Source organism: Microvirgula aerodenitrificans DSM 15089 (assembly GCF_000620105.1).
GTDB classification, from domain to species: Bacteria; Pseudomonadota; Gammaproteobacteria; order Burkholderiales; family Aquaspirillaceae; genus Microvirgula; species Microvirgula aerodenitrificans.
Genome location: NZ_JHVK01000004.1, coordinates 256,388 through 276,942 on the forward strand (window position 1 = coordinate 256,388; position 20,555 = coordinate 276,942).

19 protein-coding genes are annotated in these 20,555 nt (G+C 65.9%); 13 read left to right on the forward strand and 6 right to left on the reverse strand.

The window, feature by feature from the left end; genetic code table 11:
- Positions 1–169: 169 nt before the first annotated feature.
- The 4 genes from dprA to Q352_RS0106650 all read left to right on the forward strand — a co-directional run bounded on the left by dprA (position 170) and on the right by Q352_RS0106650 (position 4,573).
- Positions 170–1,270: a DNA-processing protein DprA gene (gene dprA / locus Q352_RS0106635; RefSeq protein WP_028498667.1), complete on the forward strand. Its 1,101-nt coding sequence runs from the start codon at positions 170–172 to the stop codon at positions 1,268–1,270.
- Between the two features lie 113 nt (positions 1,271–1,383).
- Positions 1,384–1,839: a Smg family protein gene (locus Q352_RS0106640; RefSeq protein WP_028498668.1), complete on the forward strand. Its 456-nt coding sequence runs from the start codon at positions 1,384–1,386 to the stop codon at positions 1,837–1,839.
- A gap of 155 nt (positions 1,840–1,994) precedes the next feature.
- The gene (topA, locus tag Q352_RS0106645) at positions 1,995–4,298 is read left to right on the forward strand and encodes a type I DNA topoisomerase (protein ID WP_028498669.1); all 2,304 of its coding nucleotides are present in this window, start codon (positions 1,995–1,997) and stop codon (positions 4,296–4,298) included.
- Complete coding sequence (locus Q352_RS0106650) at positions 4,295–4,573, forward strand: hypothetical protein (protein WP_028498670.1); 279 nt, start codon at positions 4,295–4,297, stop codon at positions 4,571–4,573. The genes topA and Q352_RS0106650 overlap by 4 nt, the downstream gene beginning before the upstream one ends.
- A 30-nt stretch (positions 4,574–4,603) precedes the next feature.
- Here Q352_RS0106650 and tolQ read toward each other — a convergent pair whose 3' ends face one another.
- The 3 genes from tolQ to Q352_RS0106670 all read right to left on the reverse strand — a co-directional run bounded on the left by tolQ (position 4,604) and on the right by Q352_RS0106670 (position 7,306).
- Positions 4,604–5,290, reverse strand: coding sequence for a protein TolQ (gene tolQ, locus Q352_RS0106655; RefSeq protein ID WP_028498671.1), 687 nt, complete (start codon positions 5,288–5,290; stop codon positions 4,604–4,606).
- 54 nt (positions 5,291–5,344) lie between these two features.
- Positions 5,345–5,902 (reverse strand): L-threonylcarbamoyladenylate synthase, encoded by a 558-nt coding sequence (locus Q352_RS0106660; RefSeq protein ID WP_028498672.1) that lies wholly within the window; start codon positions 5,900–5,902, stop codon positions 5,345–5,347.
- 243 nt (positions 5,903–6,145) lie between these two features.
- The gene (locus Q352_RS0106670; RefSeq protein WP_028498673.1) at positions 6,146–7,306 is read right to left on the reverse strand and encodes an MFS transporter; all 1,161 of its coding nucleotides are present in this window, start codon (positions 7,304–7,306) and stop codon (positions 6,146–6,148) included.
- A 226-nt stretch (positions 7,307–7,532) separates the two neighbouring features.
- Here Q352_RS0106670 and Q352_RS0106675 point away from each other — a divergent pair, with 226 nt between their 5' ends.
- Positions 7,533–9,557 carry an NADPH-dependent 2,4-dienoyl-CoA reductase gene (locus Q352_RS0106675; protein ID WP_028498674.1) on the forward strand — a complete coding sequence of 675 codons (2,025 nt, stop codon included), beginning with the start codon at positions 7,533–7,535 and terminating at the stop codon, positions 9,555–9,557.
- A 76-nt stretch (positions 9,558–9,633) separates the two neighbouring features.
- Here the strand turns inward: Q352_RS0106675 and Q352_RS0106680 are convergent, their stop codons facing one another.
- Positions 9,634–10,392: a BPSS1780 family membrane protein gene (locus Q352_RS0106680; RefSeq protein WP_028498675.1), complete on the reverse strand. Its 759-nt coding sequence runs from the start codon at positions 10,390–10,392 to the stop codon at positions 9,634–9,636.
- 187 nt (positions 10,393–10,579) lie between these two features.
- On the opposite strand from Q352_RS0106680, the gene tkt reads away from it, so the two are divergent.
- The 8 genes from tkt (at position 10,580) to mobA (ending at position 18,477) form a co-directional block, all read left to right on the forward strand.
- Positions 10,580–12,565, forward strand: coding sequence for a transketolase (gene tkt / locus Q352_RS0106685; protein ID WP_028498676.1), 1,986 nt, complete (start codon positions 10,580–10,582; stop codon positions 12,563–12,565).
- Positions 12,566–12,627: 62 nt separating this feature from the next.
- Entirely contained in the window at positions 12,628–13,644 is a 1,017-nt protein-coding gene (gene gap, locus Q352_RS0106690; protein ID WP_028498677.1) for a type I glyceraldehyde-3-phosphate dehydrogenase, read from the forward strand.
- Between the two features lie 55 nt (positions 13,645–13,699).
- Positions 13,700–14,878, forward strand: a complete 1,179-nt coding sequence (locus Q352_RS0106695; RefSeq protein ID WP_028498678.1) for a phosphoglycerate kinase — start codon at positions 13,700–13,702, stop codon at positions 14,876–14,878.
- A 45-nt stretch (positions 14,879–14,923) separates the two neighbouring features.
- On the forward strand, positions 14,924–15,556 hold the full coding sequence (locus tag Q352_RS0106700; protein ID WP_028498679.1) for a LysE family translocator: 633 nt from the start codon (positions 14,924–14,926) through the stop codon (positions 15,554–15,556).
- A gap of 58 nt (positions 15,557–15,614) precedes the next feature.
- Positions 15,615–16,679, forward strand: a complete 1,065-nt coding sequence (fba, locus tag Q352_RS0106705; protein WP_028498680.1) for a class II fructose-bisphosphate aldolase — start codon at positions 15,615–15,617, stop codon at positions 16,677–16,679.
- 184 nt (positions 16,680–16,863) lie between these two features.
- The gene (gene moaD, locus Q352_RS0106710; RefSeq protein ID WP_028498681.1) at positions 16,864–17,115 is read left to right on the forward strand and encodes a molybdopterin converting factor subunit 1; all 252 of its coding nucleotides are present in this window, start codon (positions 16,864–16,866) and stop codon (positions 17,113–17,115) included.
- A 1-nt stretch (position 17,116) separates the two neighbouring features.
- Positions 17,117–17,581, forward strand: coding sequence for a molybdenum cofactor biosynthesis protein MoaE (locus tag Q352_RS0106715; RefSeq protein ID WP_028498682.1), 465 nt, complete (start codon positions 17,117–17,119; stop codon positions 17,579–17,581).
- A gap of 269 nt (positions 17,582–17,850) precedes the next feature.
- Positions 17,851–18,477, forward strand: a complete 627-nt coding sequence (gene mobA / locus Q352_RS0106720) for a molybdenum cofactor guanylyltransferase (RefSeq protein WP_028498683.1) — start codon at positions 17,851–17,853, stop codon at positions 18,475–18,477.
- A 98-nt stretch (positions 18,478–18,575) separates the two neighbouring features.
- Here mobA and aroG read toward each other — a convergent pair whose 3' ends face one another.
- Together aroG and dksA are read right to left on the reverse strand one after the other, a co-directional pair.
- Entirely contained in the window at positions 18,576–19,652 is a 1,077-nt protein-coding gene (aroG, locus tag Q352_RS0106725) for a 3-deoxy-7-phosphoheptulonate synthase AroG (RefSeq protein WP_028498684.1), read from the reverse strand.
- Between the two features lie 188 nt (positions 19,653–19,840).
- On the reverse strand, positions 19,841–20,257 hold the full coding sequence (gene dksA / locus Q352_RS0106730) for an RNA polymerase-binding protein DksA (protein WP_028498685.1): 417 nt from the start codon (positions 20,255–20,257) through the stop codon (positions 19,841–19,843).
- Between the last annotated feature and the right edge of the window lie 298 nt (positions 20,258–20,555).

Below are 20,555 nucleotides of genomic sequence, written 5' to 3' on the forward strand. Positions count from 1 at the left end.
CACCGTGGTCATGCCCGGTATTCCGGACCGCCTGACCGTCGGCGCCGCCCGTCATTGTCGTTCATCTGCAACATGGTGCTGTCCGTTTCGTCCGGCAAGAGGCTTCCATGCGCTTTTCCATTATATCGGCTGTGACGACGCCAGACCTTATCGCCGTGGCGATACGGCCATGAGCCTGCTGACCGGCCACGATGCCTGGCTGCATCTGTTCCATGTCCGGGGCCTCGGTCCGATCGGGTTCAATGCCCTGCTGGAGGCATTCGGCACGGCGGAGGCCATCTGCGCTGCGCCGCCCCGGCAGCTGGCCAGCGTCGTATCGCGCCAGCTGGCCGCGGCGATTGCCGGCGACGACAGCCGGGCTGCGCGCCAGGCGGCAGCCGACTGGCTGGCCGCCGACGCGACCCGTTCGCTGCTGACACGGCTCGACGCAGACTACCCGCTGGCGCTGGCACAGTCGCCGGCCGCGCCGCCGCTGCTGTTCCTGCACGGCCGGCGCGAACTGCTGTCCCGGCCGCTGTTCGCCATCGTCGGCAGCCGGCATGCCAGCGCGCAGGGCATCCGCGATGCCAGCCGCTTCGCCCGGGCGCTGGCCGACACCGGCTATACCATCGTCAGCGGCCTGGCCGCCGGCATCGACGCGGCGGCCCATGACGGCGCGGTCGACACCCCGGCGGCCACCGTCGCCGTGATCGGCACCGGTATCGACCGCGTCTATCCGGCCTGCAACCGGCCGCTGGCACGACGCATCGCCGGTCACGGCCTGATCGTCAGCGAGTTTCCGCTCGGCACGCCGCCGCTGGCCGCCCATTTCCCGCGCCGCAACCGCATCATCGCCGGGCTCGGCGCCGGCTGCCTGGTGGTCGAGGCCGGCCTGCGCAGCGGCTCGCTGATCACGGCGCGCCAGGCTGCCGAGGCAGGCCGCGAAGTGTTCGCCATTCCCGGGTCCATTCACTCGCCACTGTCGCGCGGCTGCCATGCGCTGATCCGCGACGGCGCCAGGCTGACCGAGTCGCTGGATGACATCCTGGCCGAACTGCCGCCCTTGCCGGCACTGCCGCCGGTCGCCGGACCCGCCGCTGTCCCGGAGAGTGAATTCGCCGCCGGCGACGCGCGGCTGCTGGCTGCGCTGGGCTTCGATCCGGTCGATGCCGATACCCTGGCGCAACGTACGGGCTTGACGGTGGAGGGGGTTTTGGCGATGCTGCTGCCGCTAGAGCTCGCTGGACGGGTCGCCCCGCTACCGGGCGGCCGCTACCAGCGGGTCGTTTGACGCCCGCCCGTTCATGCCGGAGCCGAATTCGGGCTCCACGCGACGGGCAGGGTGCGAGTCGCCGCCGGCGTCGGGCCTCACCGCCCTTTGTTTCCACTGAAAAAGCCGCCGCCATGCTCGATATCATTGCCTTTCTTGTCCAGGAATACCGCGACTTCGCCGCCTGTCCCGAACCGGAACACCTGGCGCAAAAACTGTCCGCAGTCGGTTTCGAAGACGAGGAAATCGACGATGCGCTGGACTGGCTGGCCGAACTGGCCGCCGACGATGCGTCGCCGATCGTGTTTGCGGAAAGCACCGCCACGCGCATGTTCAGCGCCAGCGAATGCGAACACCTGCCGGTCGATACCCAGGGGTTCATCCACTTTCTCGATACGGCCGGCGCCCTGACCAATCTGCAGCGGGAGCAACTGATCGACCGGCTGATGGCACTGCCCTCGGACGATCTCGATCTCGATGCCGTCCGCCTTGCCACCCTGGCCGTTCTGTGGCGTCACGCTGCCGACATCGACATTCTGGTGGCCGACGAGTTGATGGTCGCCATCGACGGTCAGCCACCGTTGCAATAACGCCGGTCCGGCATCGTCCCGGACCGCACCGAAAGCGCCGAACGCTTGTGAGCGAACGGCTTTAGGCTCTACCATCGCGCCCTTCACCCGGCCGGCGCTTGCATTTGGCGCCGCTTTCCCGAATACATTTAGGGACTATTGACGTCTCGAACTCCATGTCCGCCAATCTGCTGATCGTCGAATCGCCGTCCAAGGCGAAGCCACTGAAAAAATATCTCGGGTCCGATTTCGAGGTACTCGCCTCCTATGGTCACGTTCGCGATCTGGTGCCCAAGAACGGCGCGGTCGACCCCGAACACGACTTCGCGATGAAGTACCAGATCATCGCGCGGAACTCGAAACACGTTGACGCCATCGCCGCCGCGGTGCGCGAAGCCGACACCATCTATCTCGCGACCGACCCGGACCGCGAGGGTGAAGCCATTTCGTGGCACCTGATGGAAATCCTCAAGAACAAGAAGCTCTTGAAGGACAAGAAGGTGATGCGCGTGGTGTTCCACGAGATCACCCGCAACGCGGTGCTGGAAGCCGTCGCCAACCCGCGGGAAATTTCGCAGGACATGGTTGATGCCCAGCAGGCGCGCCGTGCGCTCGACTATCTGGTCGGCTTCAACCTGTCGCCGCTGCTGTGGAAGAAGATCCGTCGCGGCCTGTCCGCCGGCCGCGTGCAGAGCCCGGCCCTGCGCCTGATCTGCGAGCGCGAGATCGAAATCCGTGCGTTTACCGCCCAGGAATACTGGTCCGTGCATCTGGACAGCCACAAGGGCCGGCAGAAATTCGGCGCCAAGCTGAACGAGTGGCAGGGCAAGAAGCTCGAGCAGTTCGACATTCCCGACGAAGCCACCCAGGCCTCGGTGCTGGCCGCGCTGTCCGGCCACGACGCTGCGGTCACGGCGGTGGAAAAGAAGAAAAAATCGCGCAACCCGGCCGCACCGTTCACGACCTCGACGCTGCAGCAGGAGGGGGTGCGCAAGCTCGGCATGACCACCGACCGCACCATGCGCACCGCACAGCAGCTGTACGAGGGCATCGACGTCGGCCAGGGCCAGATCGGTCTGATCACCTACATGCGTACCGACTCGGTGGCGCTCGCCAACGACGCGGTCGAGGAGATCCGCTTCTACATCGGCCAGCACTTCGACGCCGACTACCTGCCGAAAACGCCGTCGGTGTTCAAGAACAAGGCCAAGAACGCCCAGGAAGCGCACGAAGCCGTGCGCCCGACATCGATCTTCCGCACGCCGGAATCGGTCAAGCCGTTCCTGACCGCCGACCAGTTCAAACTGTACGACATGGTCTGGAAGCGGACGCTGGCCTGCCAGATGACCGCCGCAAAGTTCGACACCACCGCGGTCGACATCGCGGTCGGTGACGGCGTGTTCCGCGCCACCGGTCAGGTGCAGACCTTCGCCGGCTTTATCGCCGTGTACCAGGAAGACGTCGACGATACCGCCGACGACGACGAGGACAGCGCCAAGCTGCCGCTGCTGGAAGTCGGCGACGTGCTGCCGGTGGACAAACTGTCCGGCGAGCAGCATTTCACCCAGCCGCCGCCGCGCTACTCGGAAGCGTCGCTGGTGAAGACGCTGGAAGAATATGGCATCGGCCGTCCGTCGACCTATGCGTCGATCATCTCGACGCTGAAGGATCGCGAGTACGTGATCCTCGACAAGAAGCGCTTCCAGCCGACCGATACCGGCGAGATCGTCAACAAGTTCCTGACCGAGCACTTCGCCCAGTACGTCGACTATCACTTCACCGCCCGGCTCGAAGACCAGCTTGACGATATCTCCACCGGCAAGCGCCAGTGGATCCCGGTGCTCGACGGCTTCTGGAAGGGATTCCACAAGCAGATCACCGAGAAGGAAAGCATCAGCCGCGCCGAGGTCACCACCGAAAGCCTCGACGAAGCCTGCCCGAAGTGCGGCAAGCCGCTGAACATCCGCTTCGGCAAGCGCGGTCGCTTTATCGGCTGCACCGGCTACCCGGACTGCGACTACACCCGCAACCTGAACGAAACCGCCGAGCAGGCCGCCGCCGAAGAAGAAGCACCGGTCATCATCGAAGACCGGGTCTGCCCGGAGGACGGGGGTCAGCTGGTGGTCAAGAAGGGCCGCTACGGCAAGTTCATCGGCTGCGCCAACTACCCGAAGTGCAAGCACATCGAGCCGCTGGAAAAGCCGCGCGACACCGGTGTCGAGTGCCCGGAATGCAAGACCGGTCACCTGATCGAACGCAAGAGCCGCTACGGCAAGCTGTTCTACAGCTGCAACACCTACCCGAAGTGCAAGTACGCGACCTGGAACCCGCCGGTGGCGGAGACCTGCCCGAAATGCGGCTGGCCGATCCTGACCATCAAGACCACCAAGCGTCGCGGTACCGAGAAGGTGTGCCCGCAGAAGGAATGCGGCTACAGCGAGGTCATTGCCCCGCCGGAAGCGAAGACGGCGGAAGAATGATGCCGAAGCGCCTGATCGTCCTTGCTGCCATGGCCGGCGCCTTCACCGGCCTGCCGGCACTGGCGGCCGGGTCCGGGGACACCACGGACCGTCCGCGCGCCACGGCAACGCCGTACGACGCCATTCGCGCCGCGGTGCCGGTCTCGACCAGCCCGCTCGCCATCGGCCGCCGTGCCGCCCTCGACGATCAGCGGCCGACGCCGCGCAGCGCCGGCATCGCCTCGACCCGCCCGGCCGGGCAGGACACCCCGCAAAAAAAACCGCCCGGACAGTGATGTCCGGGCGGTTTTCTTGTCGGGTCAGCCTCAGTTCGGGGCCTTGGTCGCCTGACGCTGGAGGATGTTCGAGAACTCCTCCATGAAGGTGTCGAAGCGGTTGGCGAAGCGGTCGATGTCGTAGGCGAAGCGGTTGTAGGCGACAACGGCCGGGATGGCGGCGAACAGGCCGATGGCGGTGGCGATCAGCGCCTCGGCGATACCCGGAGCGACCGTGGCTAGCGTCGCATTGCCGGCGTTCCCGAGCCCGATGAACGCATGCATGATGCCCCAGACCGTACCGAACAGGCCGATATACGGGCTGACCGAGCCGACCGTGGCCAGGAAGGCGGTATGGCGGTCCAGCTCGTCCAGCTCGCGCTGGGCGGCGGCCTTCATCGCGCGGCGGGTGCCGTCCATGGTGTCGGACAGCTCACCGCCCGGCTGGCGGCGCAGTTTGACGAATTCGGCAAAGCCGGCCTGGAAGATCTTTTCCATGCCGATGCCGTCCTTCTTGCCCGACACTTGCTGGTACATGTGGTTGAGGTCGGCACCGCTCCAGAACGCGCGCTCGAAATCCTCGGTATGCAGACGGGCATGGCGCACGTCGATCCATTTCATGATGATGCGGGTCCACGACAGGACCGACATGACCATCAGCAGGGCCATGATGAACTGAACCGGCAGACTCGCATCCAGCAACAGCTTGACGACCGACAGGGATTGGGTGGTTTCCACGACTGAGAGAACCTTTGTCTTAGACGAGTTAGGACTTTAACTGGCGTGCGAAAGCTATCGCAATACACGCCCACTGGCAAAATCGATAATGGTGGATGGGCGACGACGACGGCCGACCAGGCCCGGCAGCGTCAGCAGGCGGTCGCCGAATGCATGCCGGCACGCAGCGGCACTGCGCAGTGAACGCTTGCCGGCCACATTGGCCGACGTCGACACCAGCGGCCCCAGCCGGCGGGTCAGCGCGGCCACGCCGGCATGGGCCGAGACGCGAACGGCCAGCGTAGTATGCCGGCCCCGCAGCCACGGCAGCGCCTGACGACCGGCCGGCAGCAGAAACGTGGTCGGACCCGGCCAGCGCGTGGCCAGACGCGCGCGCCCGGCCGTGTCCGGCATGCGGATCAGGCCGCGAAACGCCTCCACCCCGGCGCCGACCACGATCATTCCCTTGTGATTCGGCCGCCCCTTGATGCGCAGAATGGCCTTGAGCCCGCGCGCATTGCGCGGATCACAACCCAGTCCGAAACATGACTCGGTCGCGTAGGCGATCACGCCGCCGCGCTTGAGATGTCTGCGGGTCTGACGAAGGAGAGAGGCGGAAGGGAAGCGGTACATGACGGCAAAAATGGGACGACGGCGCCATTTTGGCACGTTGCCGGCCCGGATGCAGGCAGAAGCGCAAAAGAATACCAGACGGCCGGCCCCGGGGCAGGCCACAAAAAAGCGCGAACGGGCGCAGCGCGGCGCGCTAACGGCACATCCCGACCAGATTGCCGTAGACCAGCGCCGCCTCCGGCCGCGTATAGCCATACAGCGCCAGCAGCACTGCGGCCAGGATCAGCGCACCGCCAAGCCACTTCATGCGCCGGCCTCCGCGCGCTGCAGCGGTCGCTCGCGAATCGGCAGGCACAGCAGCGCCGCCATCACCCCCAGCACCACGCTGGCCCACCACACCGGGTCATAGCTGCCGGTGCTGTCGTACACCCGCCCGCCAAGCCAGATGCCGAAGAAACTGCCGAGCTGGTGAGCGAAAAACACCAGCCCGCCCAGCATCGACAGGTAATGGACACCAAAGATGCCGGCGATGATGCCGTTGGTCAGCGGCACGGTGCCGAGCCACAGGAAACCGATGGCGGCCGAGAAGGCAATGGCACTGGCCGGCGTCACCGGCAGCAGCACGAACAGCACGATGGCCAGTGCACGACAGGCATAAATGCCCGACAGCAGCCGCGACTTGTCGTGCCGCGCGCCCATATGGCCGAACAGCCAGGTGCCGACGATATTGGCCAGCCCGATCAGTGCCAGACTCAGCGCACCGACCGAGGACGACAGCCCGCGATCAGCCAGGAAGGCCGGCAGGTGGACGCCGACGAAGGACACCTGGAAACCGCAGACGAAATAACTCGCCGACAGCAGCAGGAAACCGGGATGACGCATCGCTTCGCGGAAGGCGTCGCCGACCGGCTGCGATGGTCGCTCGATCCCCTCGACCCGCAACGGCCATGCCAGCGGCACGATCAGCAGCGTCAGCGCGGCGAACACCAGCAGGGTGGGGCTGGCACCGAGATGATCGATGCCCCACTGGCCGGCCGGCAGCAGCAGGAACTGGCCCAGCGAGCCGGCTGCCGCCGTCAGCCCCATCGCCTGGCTGCGGCGATGCGGCGGCGCCAGCTTGCCAACCACGCCGAACACGACGCCATAGGTCGTGCCGGCCAGACCGATGCCGATCATCACGCTGCCGAGCAGCGGCATGCCGGGCACCGCCAGCGTCCACAGACCGGCGGCGTAGGCGAGGGCGCCGGCCACCAGCACCCGGCGCGCGCCGGCACGGTCGGCCCAGGCGCCGGCGAACGGCTGCGCCGCGCCCCACAGCAGGTTCAGGATCGCAAAGGCAAAGGCGATCGTCTCCCGTCCGCCGCCGGCCGACAGCGGCTCCAGGAACAGGCCGAAGCTGTGACGGATGCCCATGGCCAGGGTGATGATGACCCCGGCGAACCACAATACGCGCGTCAATGGCATGACGTTTTTCCCCATTTCTCCACCGCGACCGCCGCTCGTTCTGACTGCATGGCGGGGTTTGTCGGCATTCGGGCCTACTATTCCATTGGCACCCGGGCCATGACAAGCCCAAATAATCAAACGGTCGTTTGACAGCATCGACGGCCGCCGGTATGTTCGGGACCATGGCCAAGCCGTCGGCCATCCGCCTTCCCGTGACCCGCACGCCCCCTCCGTGGAGAAAAACATGACCGCCTATCCGCACCTGCTTGCCCCGCTGGACCTCGGCTTCACCACCCTGAAAAACCGCGTCCTGATGGGGTCCATGCACACCGGACTGGAAGAGCTGCCCGACGGCCCGGAGCGGCTGGCGGCGTTCTATGCCGAACGCGCACGCGGCGGCGTCGGTCTGATCGTGACCGGCGGCGTCGCGCCGAACGAAAAGGGGCGGGTGTATGCCGGCGGGTCGGAACTGACCAGCGCCGCCGAAGGCGCCCGCCACCGTGTCGTGACCGACGCCGTGCACGAAGCCGGCGGCAAGATCGCGCTGCAGATCCTGCATACCGGTCGCTACAGCTACCAGCCCGAACCGCATGCGCCATCCGCGCTGCAGGCGCCGATCAACCCGTTCGCGCCGCTGGCCATGACCGGGGACGACATCCGCCAGACCCTGGCCGATTTCGCCCGCTGCGCCGTGCTGGCGCGCGATGCCGGCTATGACGGGGTCGAGGTGATGGGGTCGGAAGGCTATCTGATCAACCAGTTCCTCACCACGCGCACCAACCACCGTGACGACGAGTGGGGCGGCTCGTTCGAGAACCGCTGCCGCTTTGCGCTCGAGGCGGTTCGTGCCGTGCGCGCCGCGACCGGCCCCGACTTCATCATCATCTACCGCCTGTCGATGCTGGATCTGGTCGACGACGGTTCGAGCTGGGACGAAATCGTCGCCCTGGCCCGGCAGGTCGAAGCGGCTGGCGCCACGATCATCAATACCGGCATTGGCTGGCACGAGGCCCGTATCCCGACCATCGCCACCATGGTGCCGCGTGCCGGCTTCGCCTGGGTAACCCGCAAGCTGATGGGCTCGGTCGGCATCCCGCTGGTGACCACCAACCGCATCAACGACCCGGCTGTGGCCGAACGCGTGATCGCCGACGGCTGCGCCGACATGGTGTCGATGGCGCGCCCGTTCCTCGCCGACCCGGCTTTCGTGCAGAAAAGCGCGGAAAACCGCGCCGACGAGATCAACACCTGCATCGGCTGCAACCAGGCCTGTCTGGACCACATCTTCGCCGGCAAGCTGACCTCCTGTCTGGTCAACCCGCGCGCCTGCCACGAAACCGTGCTGGTCACGCCGCCGGCCCCGGCCCGCAGCAAGCGCCTGGCCGTGGTCGGCGCCGGCCCGGCCGGCCTGGCCTTTTCCACCGAAGCCGCCCGTCGCGGCCACGCGGTGACGCTGTTCGACGCGGCCGACGCGATCGGCGGCCAGTTCAATATCGCCCGCCAGATTCCGGGCAAGGAAGAATTCAACGAAACGCTGCGCTATTTCCGTCGCCAGATCGAGCTGACCGGCGTCGAGCTGCGCCTCGGCCACCGCGTCGGCGCCGACGACCTGGCCGGCTTCGACGAGGTGATCCTGGCCACCGGCATTGCGCCACGCCTGCCGGCCATTCCCGGCATCGAACACCCGAAGGTGCTCAGCTACGTCGACGTGCTGAAGCACAAGAAACCGGTCGGCAAGACCGTCGCCATCATCGGCGCCGGCGGCATCGGCTTCGACACCGCCGAATACCTGACCCAGGGCGGCGAATCGACCAGCCTCGACCCGGCTGCCTTCGCCCGCGAGTGGGGCATCGACATGGCGCTGGCCCATCGCGGCGGCCTGGCTCCCGCCGGGGTCGCGCCGCATGCCAGTCCGCGCAAGGTGTACCTGCTGCAGCGCAAGGCAAGCAAGGTCGGCGACGGCCTCGGCAAGACCACCGGCTGGATCCACCGTGCCAGCCTGCAGATGCGCGGCGTGAAGATGGTCAACGGCGTCAGCTACGACCTGATCGACGACGCCGGCCTGCACATCACCGTCAAGGGCGAGACCCAGGTGCTGCCGGTCGACAATGTGGTGATCTGTGCCGGTCAGGACCCGCTGCGCGAGCTGGTCGAGCCGCTGCAGGCGCGCGGACAGACCGTGCACCTGATCGGCGGCGCCGACGTGGCGGCCGAACTCGACGCCAAGCGCGCCATCCTGCAGGGCACGCAACTGGCACTGTCGATCTGATCGCCCCCGGGGGCAGCAAACGAAGCAAAAGCAATGGCGGCCATCAGGCCGCCATTGTCGTTCTGGTGCAGGTCAATCAGCCGATGACATCCACATTCTGGCCGGTCTCGCGCCCGCTGCCGAACAGGTCGTGGTAGCCGACGACCGGCACCAGCAGCGCCAGCGGCGTGAACACCAGCATGCCGAGGCCGAGCAGCATGGCCGCCAGCATCATCAGCGCCATCATCCACAGGAACATGACGAAGAACGCGCCGAAGTTGCGCACGCTGGCAGTGAACGATTCGCGCAGCGCAGCCAGCGGCGCCAGTCCGTGCCACAGCACCAGGATCGGTGCCAGCCAGAAGGCCATCGTCAGCAGGAAGGTCGCCGGCAGTGCCGCCACCAGCAGGGCCGACACCACCTCGCCCAGCAGCGCCGGGTCCTCGGGCGCCAGCGTGCCGGTCGGCATGCTGAAGCCCAGCATGGCCGCCAGCGAGAAAAACACCAGGTACATCAGTACCGATGCGGCCAGGTACATCGCGCCGAGCACGAAGAACGGCAGCGCCCGCTGCGACTCGAAACAGCCGAACAGGTCGAGCACGCGCGGGCGTTCGTCGCGCGCAGCGCGGGCCGCAGCCACGGCGCCGCCGGCCATCAGTGCCGGGGTCAGGATCGCGGCCAGCAACTGGCCGAGCACCGGCACCATGCTCAGCACCAGCTGAATCAGCATGAAGACAACACCGATGCCGATCCATGGCAGCGGATAGTCACGGAACAGACGCCATGCGGCGACGATCCAGCGCCGACCGGCACTGGCAGGAACGCGCCGGACTTCCGGCAACGGGGTGGACTGCATGAAAACTCCCTCAGGGCTTATTACAGCTTCGATGCAGGCGGAAGGTTGCCGCCCACGTCGTCATTCGGCGATAATCGCATGATTTTTTTGCAGGCTTTCGCGTCCTGCGCCTCCGGTGACCCTCCGACCCGGACGCCGTGCCGCGCGGCAGGCCCGCCTACACAGCCACTCTTCCGAGGTTTTTTTGATGGTCACGCGCAAAGAGCTCGCTGACGCCGTTCGCGTTCTCAGCATGGATGCAGTGCAACAAGCCAATTCCGGCCACCCCGGCATGCCGATGGGGATGGCGGACATTGCCGTCGCATTGTGGAAGCATCACCTTAAGCATAACCCTGCCAACCCGAAGTGGGCCGACCGCGATCGCTTCGTGCTGTCGAACGGGCACGGCTCCATGCTGCTGTACAGCCTGCTGCACCTGACCGGCTACGATCTGTCCATCGACGACCTGAAGCAGTTCCGCCAGTTGCATTCGAAGACGCCGGGCCATCCCGAATACGGCTATGCGCCGGGCATCGAGACCACGACCGGGCCGCTGGGGCAGGGTATCACCAACGCGGTCGGCATGGCGCTGGCGGAGAAGGTGCTCGGCAAGAGCTTCAACCGGCCGGGCCACGACATCGTCGACCACCGCACCTGGGTCTTCCTCGGTGACGGCTGTCTGATGGAAGGCATCAGCCATGAGGCCTGCTCGCTGGCCGGCACCTGGGGCCTGTCCAAGCTGACCGCGTTCTGGGACGACAACGGCATCTCCATCGACGGCGACGTCGAAGGCTGGTTCACCGACGACACGCCGAAGCGTTTCGAAGCCTACGGCTGGCACGTGATCCGCAACGTCGACGGCCATGATGTCGACGCCGTGCTGAAGGCCATCGACGCCGCCCGCGCCGAAACCGGCAAGCCGACGCTGATCTGCTGCAAGACCGTGATCGGCATGGGCGCGCCGAACAAGCAGGGCGGCCACAACGTGCACGGCGCCCCGCTGGGCGCGACCGAAATCGCCGCCGCCCGCGAATTCCTCGGCTGGCCGCATGCGCCGTTCGAGATCCCGGCCGACATCTATGCCGGCTGGAGCGCCCGCGACAGCGGCAATGCCGCCGAAGCCGACTGGACCGCGCGCTTCAATGCCTACCGTGCCGCTTTCCCGGCCCTCGCCGACGAATTCGAACGCCGCATCGGTGGCAAGCTGCCGGCCGACTGGGCCGCCTTCGCCGCCGACGTGGTCGCGCAGATCGCCGCCAAGGGCGAGACGCTGGCCACCCGCAAGGCATCGCAGAACGCCATTGAAGCCTTCGCGCCGAAGCTGCCGGAGCTGCTCGGTGGCTCGGCCGACCTGGCCAGCTCGAACCTGACGCTGTGGTCCGGCTCGAAGGACGCCAACAGCGCCGAAGGCGGCAACTACGTGTACTACGGTGTGCGCGAGTTCGGCATGGCCGCAATCATGAACGGCCTGTACCTGCACGGCGGCTTCAAGCCGTACGGCGCCACCTTCCTGATGTTCAGCGAATACGCACGCAATGCACTGCGCATGGCGGCGCTGATGAAGATCAGCCCGATCTTCGTGTTCACCCACGACTCGATCGGTCTGGGCGAGGACGGCCCGACCCACCAGCCGGTCGAACAGGTCGCCACCCTGCGTCTGATCCCGAACATGGACACCTGGCGCCCGTGCGACACGGTGGAATCCGCCGTGTCCTGGCAGGCTGCCATCGAGCGCAACGACGGCCCGAGCACGCTGATCTTCAGTCGCCAGAACCTGCCGTTCATCCCGCGTGATGCCGGTCAGGTGGCCGCAATCCGCCGCGGCGGCTACGTGCTGCGCGATGCCGACAATGCCCGTGCCGTGCTGATCGCCACCGGCTCGGAAATCGAGCTGGCACTGAAGGCGCAGACCGCGCTGGCCGGGCAGGGCATTCCGGTTCGCGTGGTGTCGATGCCGTCGACCAGTGTGTTCGACCGCCAGGGCAAGGACTGGATCGCCTCGGTGCTGCCGAAGGCGCTGCCGCGCGTCGCCATCGAAGCCGGCCACCCGGACGGCTGGCGCAAATACGTCGGCCTGGACGGCGCCGTGGTCGGCCTCGACCACTTTGGCGAATCCGCGCCGGCCAAGGTGCTGTTCGAAACCTTCGGCTTTACCGTCGACAACGTCGTCGCCACGGTGAAATCGGTACTGTAAGCCTGACCGGCGGCGCCTGCGGGCGCCGCCGCACCCTTTACGAATGACTGGAGATCTACGCCATGGCTCTTCGCCTTGCCATCAACGGATACGGCCGCATCGGCCGCCAGGTCCTGCGCGCCATCTACGAATACAATCTGCGCAACGAATTTGAAGTCGTGGCGGTCAACGCCTCCGGCGACCTGGCTACCAATGCGCACCTGACCGCCTTCGACACCGTCCACGGCCGTTTCGCCGGCGAAGTCAGCCATGACGACAGCCACCTGATCATCAACGGCGACGCCATTCCGTTCTTCGCCACCCGCAACCCGGCCGAACTGCCGTGGAAGGCGCTGAATGTCGACCTGGTGCTCGAATGCACCGGCGCCTTCACCTCGAAGGAAAAGGCCCGCGTCCACCTCGAGGCCGGCGCGAAGAAGGTGCTGATCTCGGCGCCGGGCGGCGATGACGTCGATGCCACCGTGGTCTACGGCGTCAACGATGACGTGCTGCGCGCCGGCATGACCGTGGTCAGCAACGCCAGCTGCACCACCAACTGCCTGGCACCGGTCGCCAAGGCGCTGAACGACAGCCTCGGCATCGTCAAGGGCCTGATGACCACCATCCACGCCTACACCAACGACCAGGTGCTGACCGACGTCCGCCACAAGGACCTGCGTCGCGCCCGTTCCGCCACCCAGAACATGATCCCGACCAAGACCGGCGCGGCCAAGGCCGTCGGCCTGGTGCTGCCGGACATGGCCGGCAAGCTCGACGGCTTCTCGGTGCGGGTGCCGACCATCAATGTGTCGCTGGTCGACCTGACCTTCGAAGCGGCCCGTGACACCACGGTGGCCGAAGTCAACGAACTGATGAAGGCGGCGGCCGACGGCCCGATGAAGGGCGTGCTCGGCTACAACACGCTGCCGCTGGTGTCGATGGACTTCAACCACACCCGTGAGGCTTCGCACTTCGACGCCACGCTGACCAAGGTGTCCAACGGCAACCTGGTCAAGGTTCTGGCCTGGTACGACAACGAGTGGGGCTTCAGCTGCCAGATGCTGAATACTGCCCGCGCGATGTTCGCCGCGCGTCAGTAATCCCCCGGAGGGCCGCTACGGCCCTCCACTCAATTTATTAACGGGCTCCAAGGCCATGCATTTCAACAAACTGACCGACATCAATCTCGACGGCAAGCGCGCGCTGATCCGCGTGGACATGAACGTGCCGGTGAAACACGGCAAACTCGGCGACGACACCCGCATCCGCGCGTCGATGCCATCGATCGAACACTGCCTGAAGCACGGCGCCGCCGTCATCCTGATGTCCCACCTCGGTCGCCCGACCGAAGGGGAACCGCGGCCCGAGGACAGCCTCGCGCCGGTCGCGCAGCGTCTGTCCGAGCTGCTGGGCCAGCCGGTACCGGTCATTACCGCATGGCAGGACGGCATCGACATCAAGCCGGGCCAGGTGGTGATGCTGGAAAACGTCCGCCTGAACCGCGGCGAGAAAAAGAACCTGCCCGAGCTGGGCCAGGCGTATGCCAGCCTGTGCGATGTCTTCATCAACGACGCGTTCGGCACCGCCCACCGTGCCGAGGCCTCGACCCATGCCGTTGCCCGCTTTGCGCCCCTGGCCTGTGCCGGCATCCTGCTGACCGCCGAACTGGAAGCCCTCGGCCGCGCCCTGGAGGCCCCGGCCCGCCCGCTGGTCGCCATCGTCGCCGGCTCCAAGGTGTCGACCAAGCTGACCATCCTCGAATCGCTGGCCGACAAGGTCGACCAGCTGATCGTCGGCGGCGGCATCGCCAACACCTTCCTGCTGGCCGAAGGCCATGGCATCGGCAAGTCGCTCGCCGAATCCGAACTGGTCGGCGAAGCGAAGAAGGTCATTGCCAAGATCCGCGCCAATGGCGGCGATGTGCCGCTGCCGACCGATGTGGTCGTCGCGCCGGAATTCTCGGAAAACGCCGACGACACGCTGAAGCTGGTCGATGACGTCACCAAGGACGACATGATCCTCGACATCGGCCCGCAGTCCGCATGCCGCCTGGCCGAAATCGTCGCCCATGCCGGCACCGTGGTCTGGAACGGCCCGGTCGGCGTGTTCGAGTTCGACCAGTTCTCCGGTGGCACCCAGACCCTGGCGCGCGCCATCGCCGACAGCGACGCGTTCTCGATCGCCGGCGGCGGCGATACCCTGGCCGCCATCGCCAAGTTCGGCGTGACCGACCGCATCGGCTACATTTCCACTGGCGGCGGCGCCTTCCTCGAATTCCTGGAAGGCAAGGAATTGCCGGCCGTCGCCATCCTGGCCGAACGCGCCTCGCACTGATCCCGGTCCCGGCAGATGCCGGCCCGGCAACTCCTGGAGTGGCCCATGTCGTTCAATACCTGGCTCCTGTTCGTCGTGACCGTGTTCTTCGTCTCGGCCACTCCCGGCCCGAACATGCTGCTGGCGATGACCCACGGCATTCGTTATGGCGTGCGCCATACGCTGCCGACCATGTCCGGCCTGCTGGTCGGGCTCGGTCTGATCATGGCCGGTTCCGCCGCCGGACTGGGGGCGGTACTGGCCACGTCCGAGCTGCTGTTCGCCGTCATCAAGTACGCCGGCGCCGCCTATCTGATCTGGCTCGGGCTGCGCACCTGGTTTGCCCGGGTCGAAGCGCCCGCCGTCGCCGAGACCGATCCGCAGCTGCGCGATGCCAGCTGGCAGCAGCGCTTTCGCACCGGTTTTCTGGTGTCGATGAGCAACCCGAAGGCTTTCATTTTCTTTACCGCCCTGTTCCCGCAGTTCATGCATGCCGATGCGCCGCAAGGCCCGCAGTTGCTGGTGCTGGCCATCACGTTCTACGTGATCGAGACCAGCTGGCAGTTCGTCTACGCCACCGGCGGCGCCCGGCTCAAGCACTGGCTGACCAGCCCGTTGCGGATGCGCTGGGTGAACCGCTTTGCCGGCAGTTCCTTCATGGTGGCCGGCGTTGCGCTGAGCAGCGTGAGCAAGGCCTGATCATTACCCGTTCGCGCGCGGCCCCTGCCGTGCGCGCCGTTTTCTGGAGAATCCAAACATGGCTCTCGTTTCCCTGCGCCAGCTGCTCGATCATGCAGCCGAATACAGCTATGGCCTGCCGGCCTTCAACGTCAACAACCTCGAACAGATGCGCGCCATCATGGAAGCCGCCGACAAGGTCGACGCGCCGGTGATCGTCCAGGCCTCGGCCGGTGCGCGCAAATACGCCGGCGCACCGTTCCTGCGCCACCTGATCCTGGCCGCGATCGAAGAGTTTCCGCATATCCCGGTGGTCATGCACCAGGACCACGGCACCAGCCCGGATGTGTGCCAGCGCTCGATCCAGCTCGGCTTCAGCTCGGTGATGATGGACGGCAGCCTGAAGAGTGACGGCAAGTCCCCGGCCGACTACGACTACAACGTCGACGTGACCCGCACCGTGGTCAACTTCGCCCATGCCTGCGGCGTGTCGGTCGAAGGCGAGATCGGCTGCCTCGGCAGTCTGGAAACCGGCATGGCCGGCGAGGAAGACGGCGTCGGCGCCGAAGGCGTGCTCGATCACAGCCAGTTGCTGACCGACCCGGAAGAAGCCGCGCAATTCGTCAAGGATACCGGCGTCGACGCGCTGGCCATCGCCATCGGCACCAGCCACGGCGCGTACAAGTTCTCCAAGAAGCCCACCGGCGACGTGCTGCGCATCGACCGCATCAAGGAAATCCACGCCCGCATCCCGAACACCCATCTGGTGATGCACGGCTCGTCCAGCGTGCCGCAGGAATGGCTGAAGATCATCAACGAGTTCGGCGGCGATCTCGGTGAAACCTATGGCGTGCCGGTCGAGGAAATCGTCGAAGGCATCAAGCACGGCGTGCGCAAGGTCAATATCGACACCGACCTGCGTCTGGCCAGCACCGGCGCCGTGCGTCGCTTCCTGGCCCAGCATCCGGCCGAATTCGACCCGCGCAAATTCCTGAAGGTCTCCACCGACGCGATGCGCGACCTGTGCATCGCCCGCTACGAAGCCTTCGGCTCGGCCGGTCAGGCCAGCAAGATCAAGCCGGTCAACCTCGACACCATGGCCAATCGCTACGCCAGCGGCGCGCTGGCCCAGGTCGTGCGCTAAATCCCGCACCTTTCGTCCCCGCTAACGGGGACCGCCCGGCCGTGGGCATGACATGGCCCGGGCAGGCATCAGAGGCCGTTCGTCCGCGAACGGCCTCTGTCGTCTATGCCGTCCGGACGATGGCAGCCCGGCCGTCGAACGCATATAGTTCCGTTGCCCCGTCTGTCACCCATCTGAAAACGCCATGCAGCTACACATCCTGTACTTCGCCCGCCTGCGCGACACCTTCGGCCGCGCGGAAGAACACCTGGAATTCTCCGGCACCACCATCGGCGCCCTGATCGACCTGCTGGTCGCCCGGGGCGACGACTGGCGCGAAGCGCTGGGAGGCGGGCGCCCGTTCCGCGTCGCCCGCAACCAGGCGATCGCCACCGTGGACACCGTGCTCAGCGAGGGCGACGAAATCGCGATCTTCCCGCCGGTCACCGGAGGCTGAAATGGACGTCCATATCCGTGTCAGCCACGACGACTTCGATACTGCCGCCGAGATCGCGCGTTACCAGCGCCCCGGTATCGGCGCCGTGACCGCCTTTGTCGGCCTGGTCCGCGATTTCGGTGATGGTGACAACGTGGTCGCCCTGGAACTCGAGCACTATCCGGGCATGACCGAAAGCGAACTGGCGGCCATCATCGATGACGCCGGCCGCCGCTGGCCACTGGATGGCGTCACGGTTATCCACAGGGTAGGCCGGCTGGAACTGTCCGAACGCATCGTGCTGGTCGTCACCGCCTCGGCCCACCGCCGCGCGGCCTTCGAGGGCTGCGAGTTCGTCATGGACTGGCTGAAGACCCGGGCGCCGTTCTGGAAGCGCGAATGGGGAGCGGATGGTCAGTCGCGCTGGGTGGACGCCAAGGACAGCGACGACAGCGCCACCGCGCGCTGGGAAGATACCCCCAAATAAGTCACACCCTGCCCACACTTTATCCATAGACTTGTCCACAGCGCGGCGTTGTCCCGCTTCCGCCCAGACCGTGCCACCGCGATTTTCATCCACCGTTTTATGCACAGGCTGCACGGCAATGTTTCCCGTGAAACATTTCAGCAATGGCAGCAGAAAATCCTGCAATAACAGCATGTTCTGCGTGAAACCGGAATAAGCCCGCCATAAGACAAGAGTATTGACAATTTCCATGCACAAAGTTATCCACAACTCAGACCGGATTTTCCTGCATGGAAAATAAGACCGGAAATGTCCGCGCCTACTCGGCACTGATCCTGGCAGGCGGCCAGGCATCGCGGATGGGCGGCGTCGACAAGGGCTGGGTCCGCCTCGGCCAGACGCCGCTGATCCGCTGCTCGCTCGTGGCGCTGTCACGCCAGGCAGAGCCGCCGCGGCAGGTTCTGATCAGCGCCAACCGCCACCTCGACGACTATGCGGCACTGGGCGTACCGGTGCTGCCGGACGTGCTTCCCGGCTCGCTCGGACCGCTGGCCGGCCTGCACGCGGCACAATTGTCCCCATTGTTATCCACAGGCGAACCGCTGCTGGTCATCAGCGTGGACACGGTCAGACTGCCGGACAATTTCGCTTCGCGATTACTGGATGCCCTGGCAGCCGGCCACGACGCCGTATCCGCCAGCGACAGTGAGCGCTGGCACCCGACACTGATGATGGTCAGGACCGGCCAGGCCGCGTCGCTGGCGGATTACCTGCTTGGCGGCGGGCGCAGCATCCGCGGCTGGCTGGGCGGCCTGCGCCACGCCACGGTGGCATTCGGGCAGCCGTTCCCCAATCTCAATACGCTGGACGATGTGGCCAGCCTGGCGGCCGGGCAGGGCGGTGTCGCGCCCGACTGAAGGCCGGCTTTTCGACCGTGCTGTCCACAGCCGCCAGACAGAAAGAAACCGCCCCGTGGCCGATGCCACGGGGCGGTTTCTGTCTCCACTGCCGATGCTTACTTGCCGGACGGTGCGCCGTTCTTCGCCCGGCGGGCGCGGACCGCATCGGCCAGGGTGCCCAGCAGGTCGACCGTATCGTCCCAGCCGATGCACGCGTCGGTGATGCTCTGGCCGTAGGTCAGCGGGCAGTTCGGCTTCTGGTCCTGGCGGCCTTCGACCAGGTGCGACTCGATCATCACGCCGAAAATGTGTTCGTCGCCACCGGCCAGCTGGGCAGCGATGTCATCGCCGACTTCCATCTGCCGGCGGAAGTCCTTGCGGCTGTTGGCATGACTGAAGTCGACCATCAGCTTCTGCGGCAGGCCGACGGCGGCCAGTTCGGCCGCTGCGGCCTGCACGTGCGCAGCCGAGTAGTTCGGTTCCTTGCCGCCCCGCAGGATCGCATGGCAGTCCGGGTTGCCGCCGGTGTTGACGATGGCGGAGTGCCCAGTCTTGGTCACCGACAGGAAGTGGTGGGAATTGCCGGCGGCACGGATGGCGTCGATGGCGATCTTCAGGTTGCCGTCGGTACCGTTCTTGAAGCCAACCGGACAGGACAGACCGGACGCCAGTTCGCGGTGCACCTGCGACTCGGTGGTCCGCGCGCCGATCGCGCCCCAGCTGATCAGGTCGGCGAAGTACTGCGGCGTGATCATGTCGAGGAATTCGGTCGCGGCCGGGATGCCCTGGTCGTTCAGTTCCAGCAGCAGCTTGCGCGCAATGCGCAGGCCCTTGTTGATATCGTAGGACTCGTCCAGGTTCGGGTCGTTGATCAGCCCCTTCCAGCCGACGGTCGTGCGCGGTTTCTCGAAGTAGACCCGCATCACCACCACCAGCGCGTCTTCGTGCTGCTGGCGCAGCGCCTGCAGACGATTCGCGTACTCGTGCGCGGCAGCGGTATCGTGGATCGAACACGGGCCGACCACGACCAGCAGACGGTCATCCTCACCATGCAGCACGCGGGAAATATCGCGACGCGTATTAAAAATCAGTTCCGACGCCGCCTCGCTGATCGGGAGTTCATACAGATGGGCGATCGGCGGAAGCAGTTCCTTGATCTCACGGATTCGGACGTCGTCGGTCTGGCGTTGCATGATGAAGGCTTTCGGCTGCGAGGGAAAATGTTGCGAGGCATCAAATCTATCGCGCTTTGCCGGCAGGTGCAAACGCGATACCGCGCCGTCATGGACCGGCGACAGGATTCCCGGCAAGCAAAACGCCGCCCGTGAGGGCGGCGCAGGCTCATGGCGGCAATGTCGCCAGACATTGCCGGGGTGCCGGATCAGTCGGCGAACTGCTTCTTCAGCCGTTCGCGGCGTTCCTGGGCTTCGACCGACAGCGTCGCGGTCGGGCGGGCCAGCAGGCGCTTGAGGCCGATCGGCTCGCCGGTGTCTTCGCAGAAGCCGTAGGAGCCGTCTTCGAGCTTCTTCAGCGTCGACTGGATCTTTTGCAGCAGCTTGCGCTCGCGATCGCGGGTGCGCAGCTCCAGCGCGTATTCTTCTTCCAGTGTGGCCCGATCCGCCGGGTCCGGCGTGGCCTCCTGCTCTTGCAGGTGGTTGGTTGTGGCACTGGCGTTGTTGATCAACTCTTCCTGCATCTGCAGGAGACGTTCGCGGAAGAACTCCAGATGATCGGCGTTCATGTAGTCGCTATCGTCGCCGTTCCAGTTGAGGACGTCCTGTTCGGTCAGCTTGGCCATATTTGTTATCCGGCGAGATGAAAACGGCGGGCAGATTACCGGTGGTAGCGCTTGAGAGCAACCACCGCAATGCGGGGACATGCCCCGTTCCCCCGTTTCAACGCACATATATAGAGGGGGGAATGCCGTTCTACAAGGTATTTCAATAAAAGTGAAGCGGGAAAACGATCCCCGCTCCGGACGGTCGACAAACCCCGCCAGGTCAGGACGCTGCGGTCCGCGAGGTTCCCCCGCGACGGGCGAGGGTGGTGGCCGTCGGTGCCCACCTTTTATAGCAGCATGGTGCGGAAAAGCGGCC

Excerpts from the sequence above, each read along its gene's own strand:
- dprA (WP_028498667.1), top strand. The coding sequence starts at position 170 with ATGAGCCTGCTGACCGGCCACGATGCCTGGCTGCATCTGTTCCATGTC.
- Q352_RS0106640 (WP_028498668.1), top strand. The coding sequence starts at position 1,384 with ATGCTCGATATCATTGCCTTTCTTGTCCAGGAATACCGCGACTTCGCC.
- topA (WP_028498669.1), top strand. The coding sequence starts at position 1,995 with ATGTCCGCCAATCTGCTGATCGTCGAATCGCCGTCCAAGGCGAAGCCA.
- Q352_RS0106650 (WP_028498670.1), top strand. The coding sequence starts at position 4,295 with ATGATGCCGAAGCGCCTGATCGTCCTTGCTGCCATGGCCGGCGCCTTC.
- Q352_RS0106660 (WP_028498672.1), bottom strand. The coding sequence starts at position 5,902 with ATGTACCGCTTCCCTTCCGCCTCTCTCCTTCGTCAGACCCGCAGACAT.
- Q352_RS0106670 (WP_028498673.1), bottom strand. The coding sequence starts at position 7,306 with ATGCCATTGACGCGCGTATTGTGGTTCGCCGGGGTCATCATCACCCTG.
- Q352_RS0106675 (WP_028498674.1), top strand. The coding sequence starts at position 7,533 with ATGACCGCCTATCCGCACCTGCTTGCCCCGCTGGACCTCGGCTTCACC.
- Q352_RS0106680 (WP_028498675.1), bottom strand. The coding sequence starts at position 10,392 with ATGCAGTCCACCCCGTTGCCGGAAGTCCGGCGCGTTCCTGCCAGTGCC.
- tkt (WP_028498676.1), top strand. The coding sequence starts at position 10,580 with ATGGTCACGCGCAAAGAGCTCGCTGACGCCGTTCGCGTTCTCAGCATG.
- gap (WP_028498677.1), top strand. The coding sequence starts at position 12,628 with ATGGCTCTTCGCCTTGCCATCAACGGATACGGCCGCATCGGCCGCCAG.
- Q352_RS0106695 (WP_028498678.1), top strand. The coding sequence starts at position 13,700 with ATGCATTTCAACAAACTGACCGACATCAATCTCGACGGCAAGCGCGCG.
- Q352_RS0106700 (WP_028498679.1), top strand. The coding sequence starts at position 14,924 with ATGTCGTTCAATACCTGGCTCCTGTTCGTCGTGACCGTGTTCTTCGTC.
- fba (WP_028498680.1), top strand. The coding sequence starts at position 15,615 with ATGGCTCTCGTTTCCCTGCGCCAGCTGCTCGATCATGCAGCCGAATAC.
- moaD (WP_028498681.1), top strand. The coding sequence starts at position 16,864 with ATGCAGCTACACATCCTGTACTTCGCCCGCCTGCGCGACACCTTCGGC.
- Q352_RS0106715 (WP_028498682.1), top strand. The coding sequence starts at position 17,117 with ATGGACGTCCATATCCGTGTCAGCCACGACGACTTCGATACTGCCGCC.
- mobA (WP_028498683.1), top strand. The coding sequence starts at position 17,851 with ATGGAAAATAAGACCGGAAATGTCCGCGCCTACTCGGCACTGATCCTG.
- aroG (WP_028498684.1), bottom strand. The coding sequence starts at position 19,652 with ATGCAACGCCAGACCGACGACGTCCGAATCCGTGAGATCAAGGAACTG.
- dksA (WP_028498685.1), bottom strand. The coding sequence starts at position 20,257 with ATGGCCAAGCTGACCGAACAGGACGTCCTCAACTGGAACGGCGACGAT.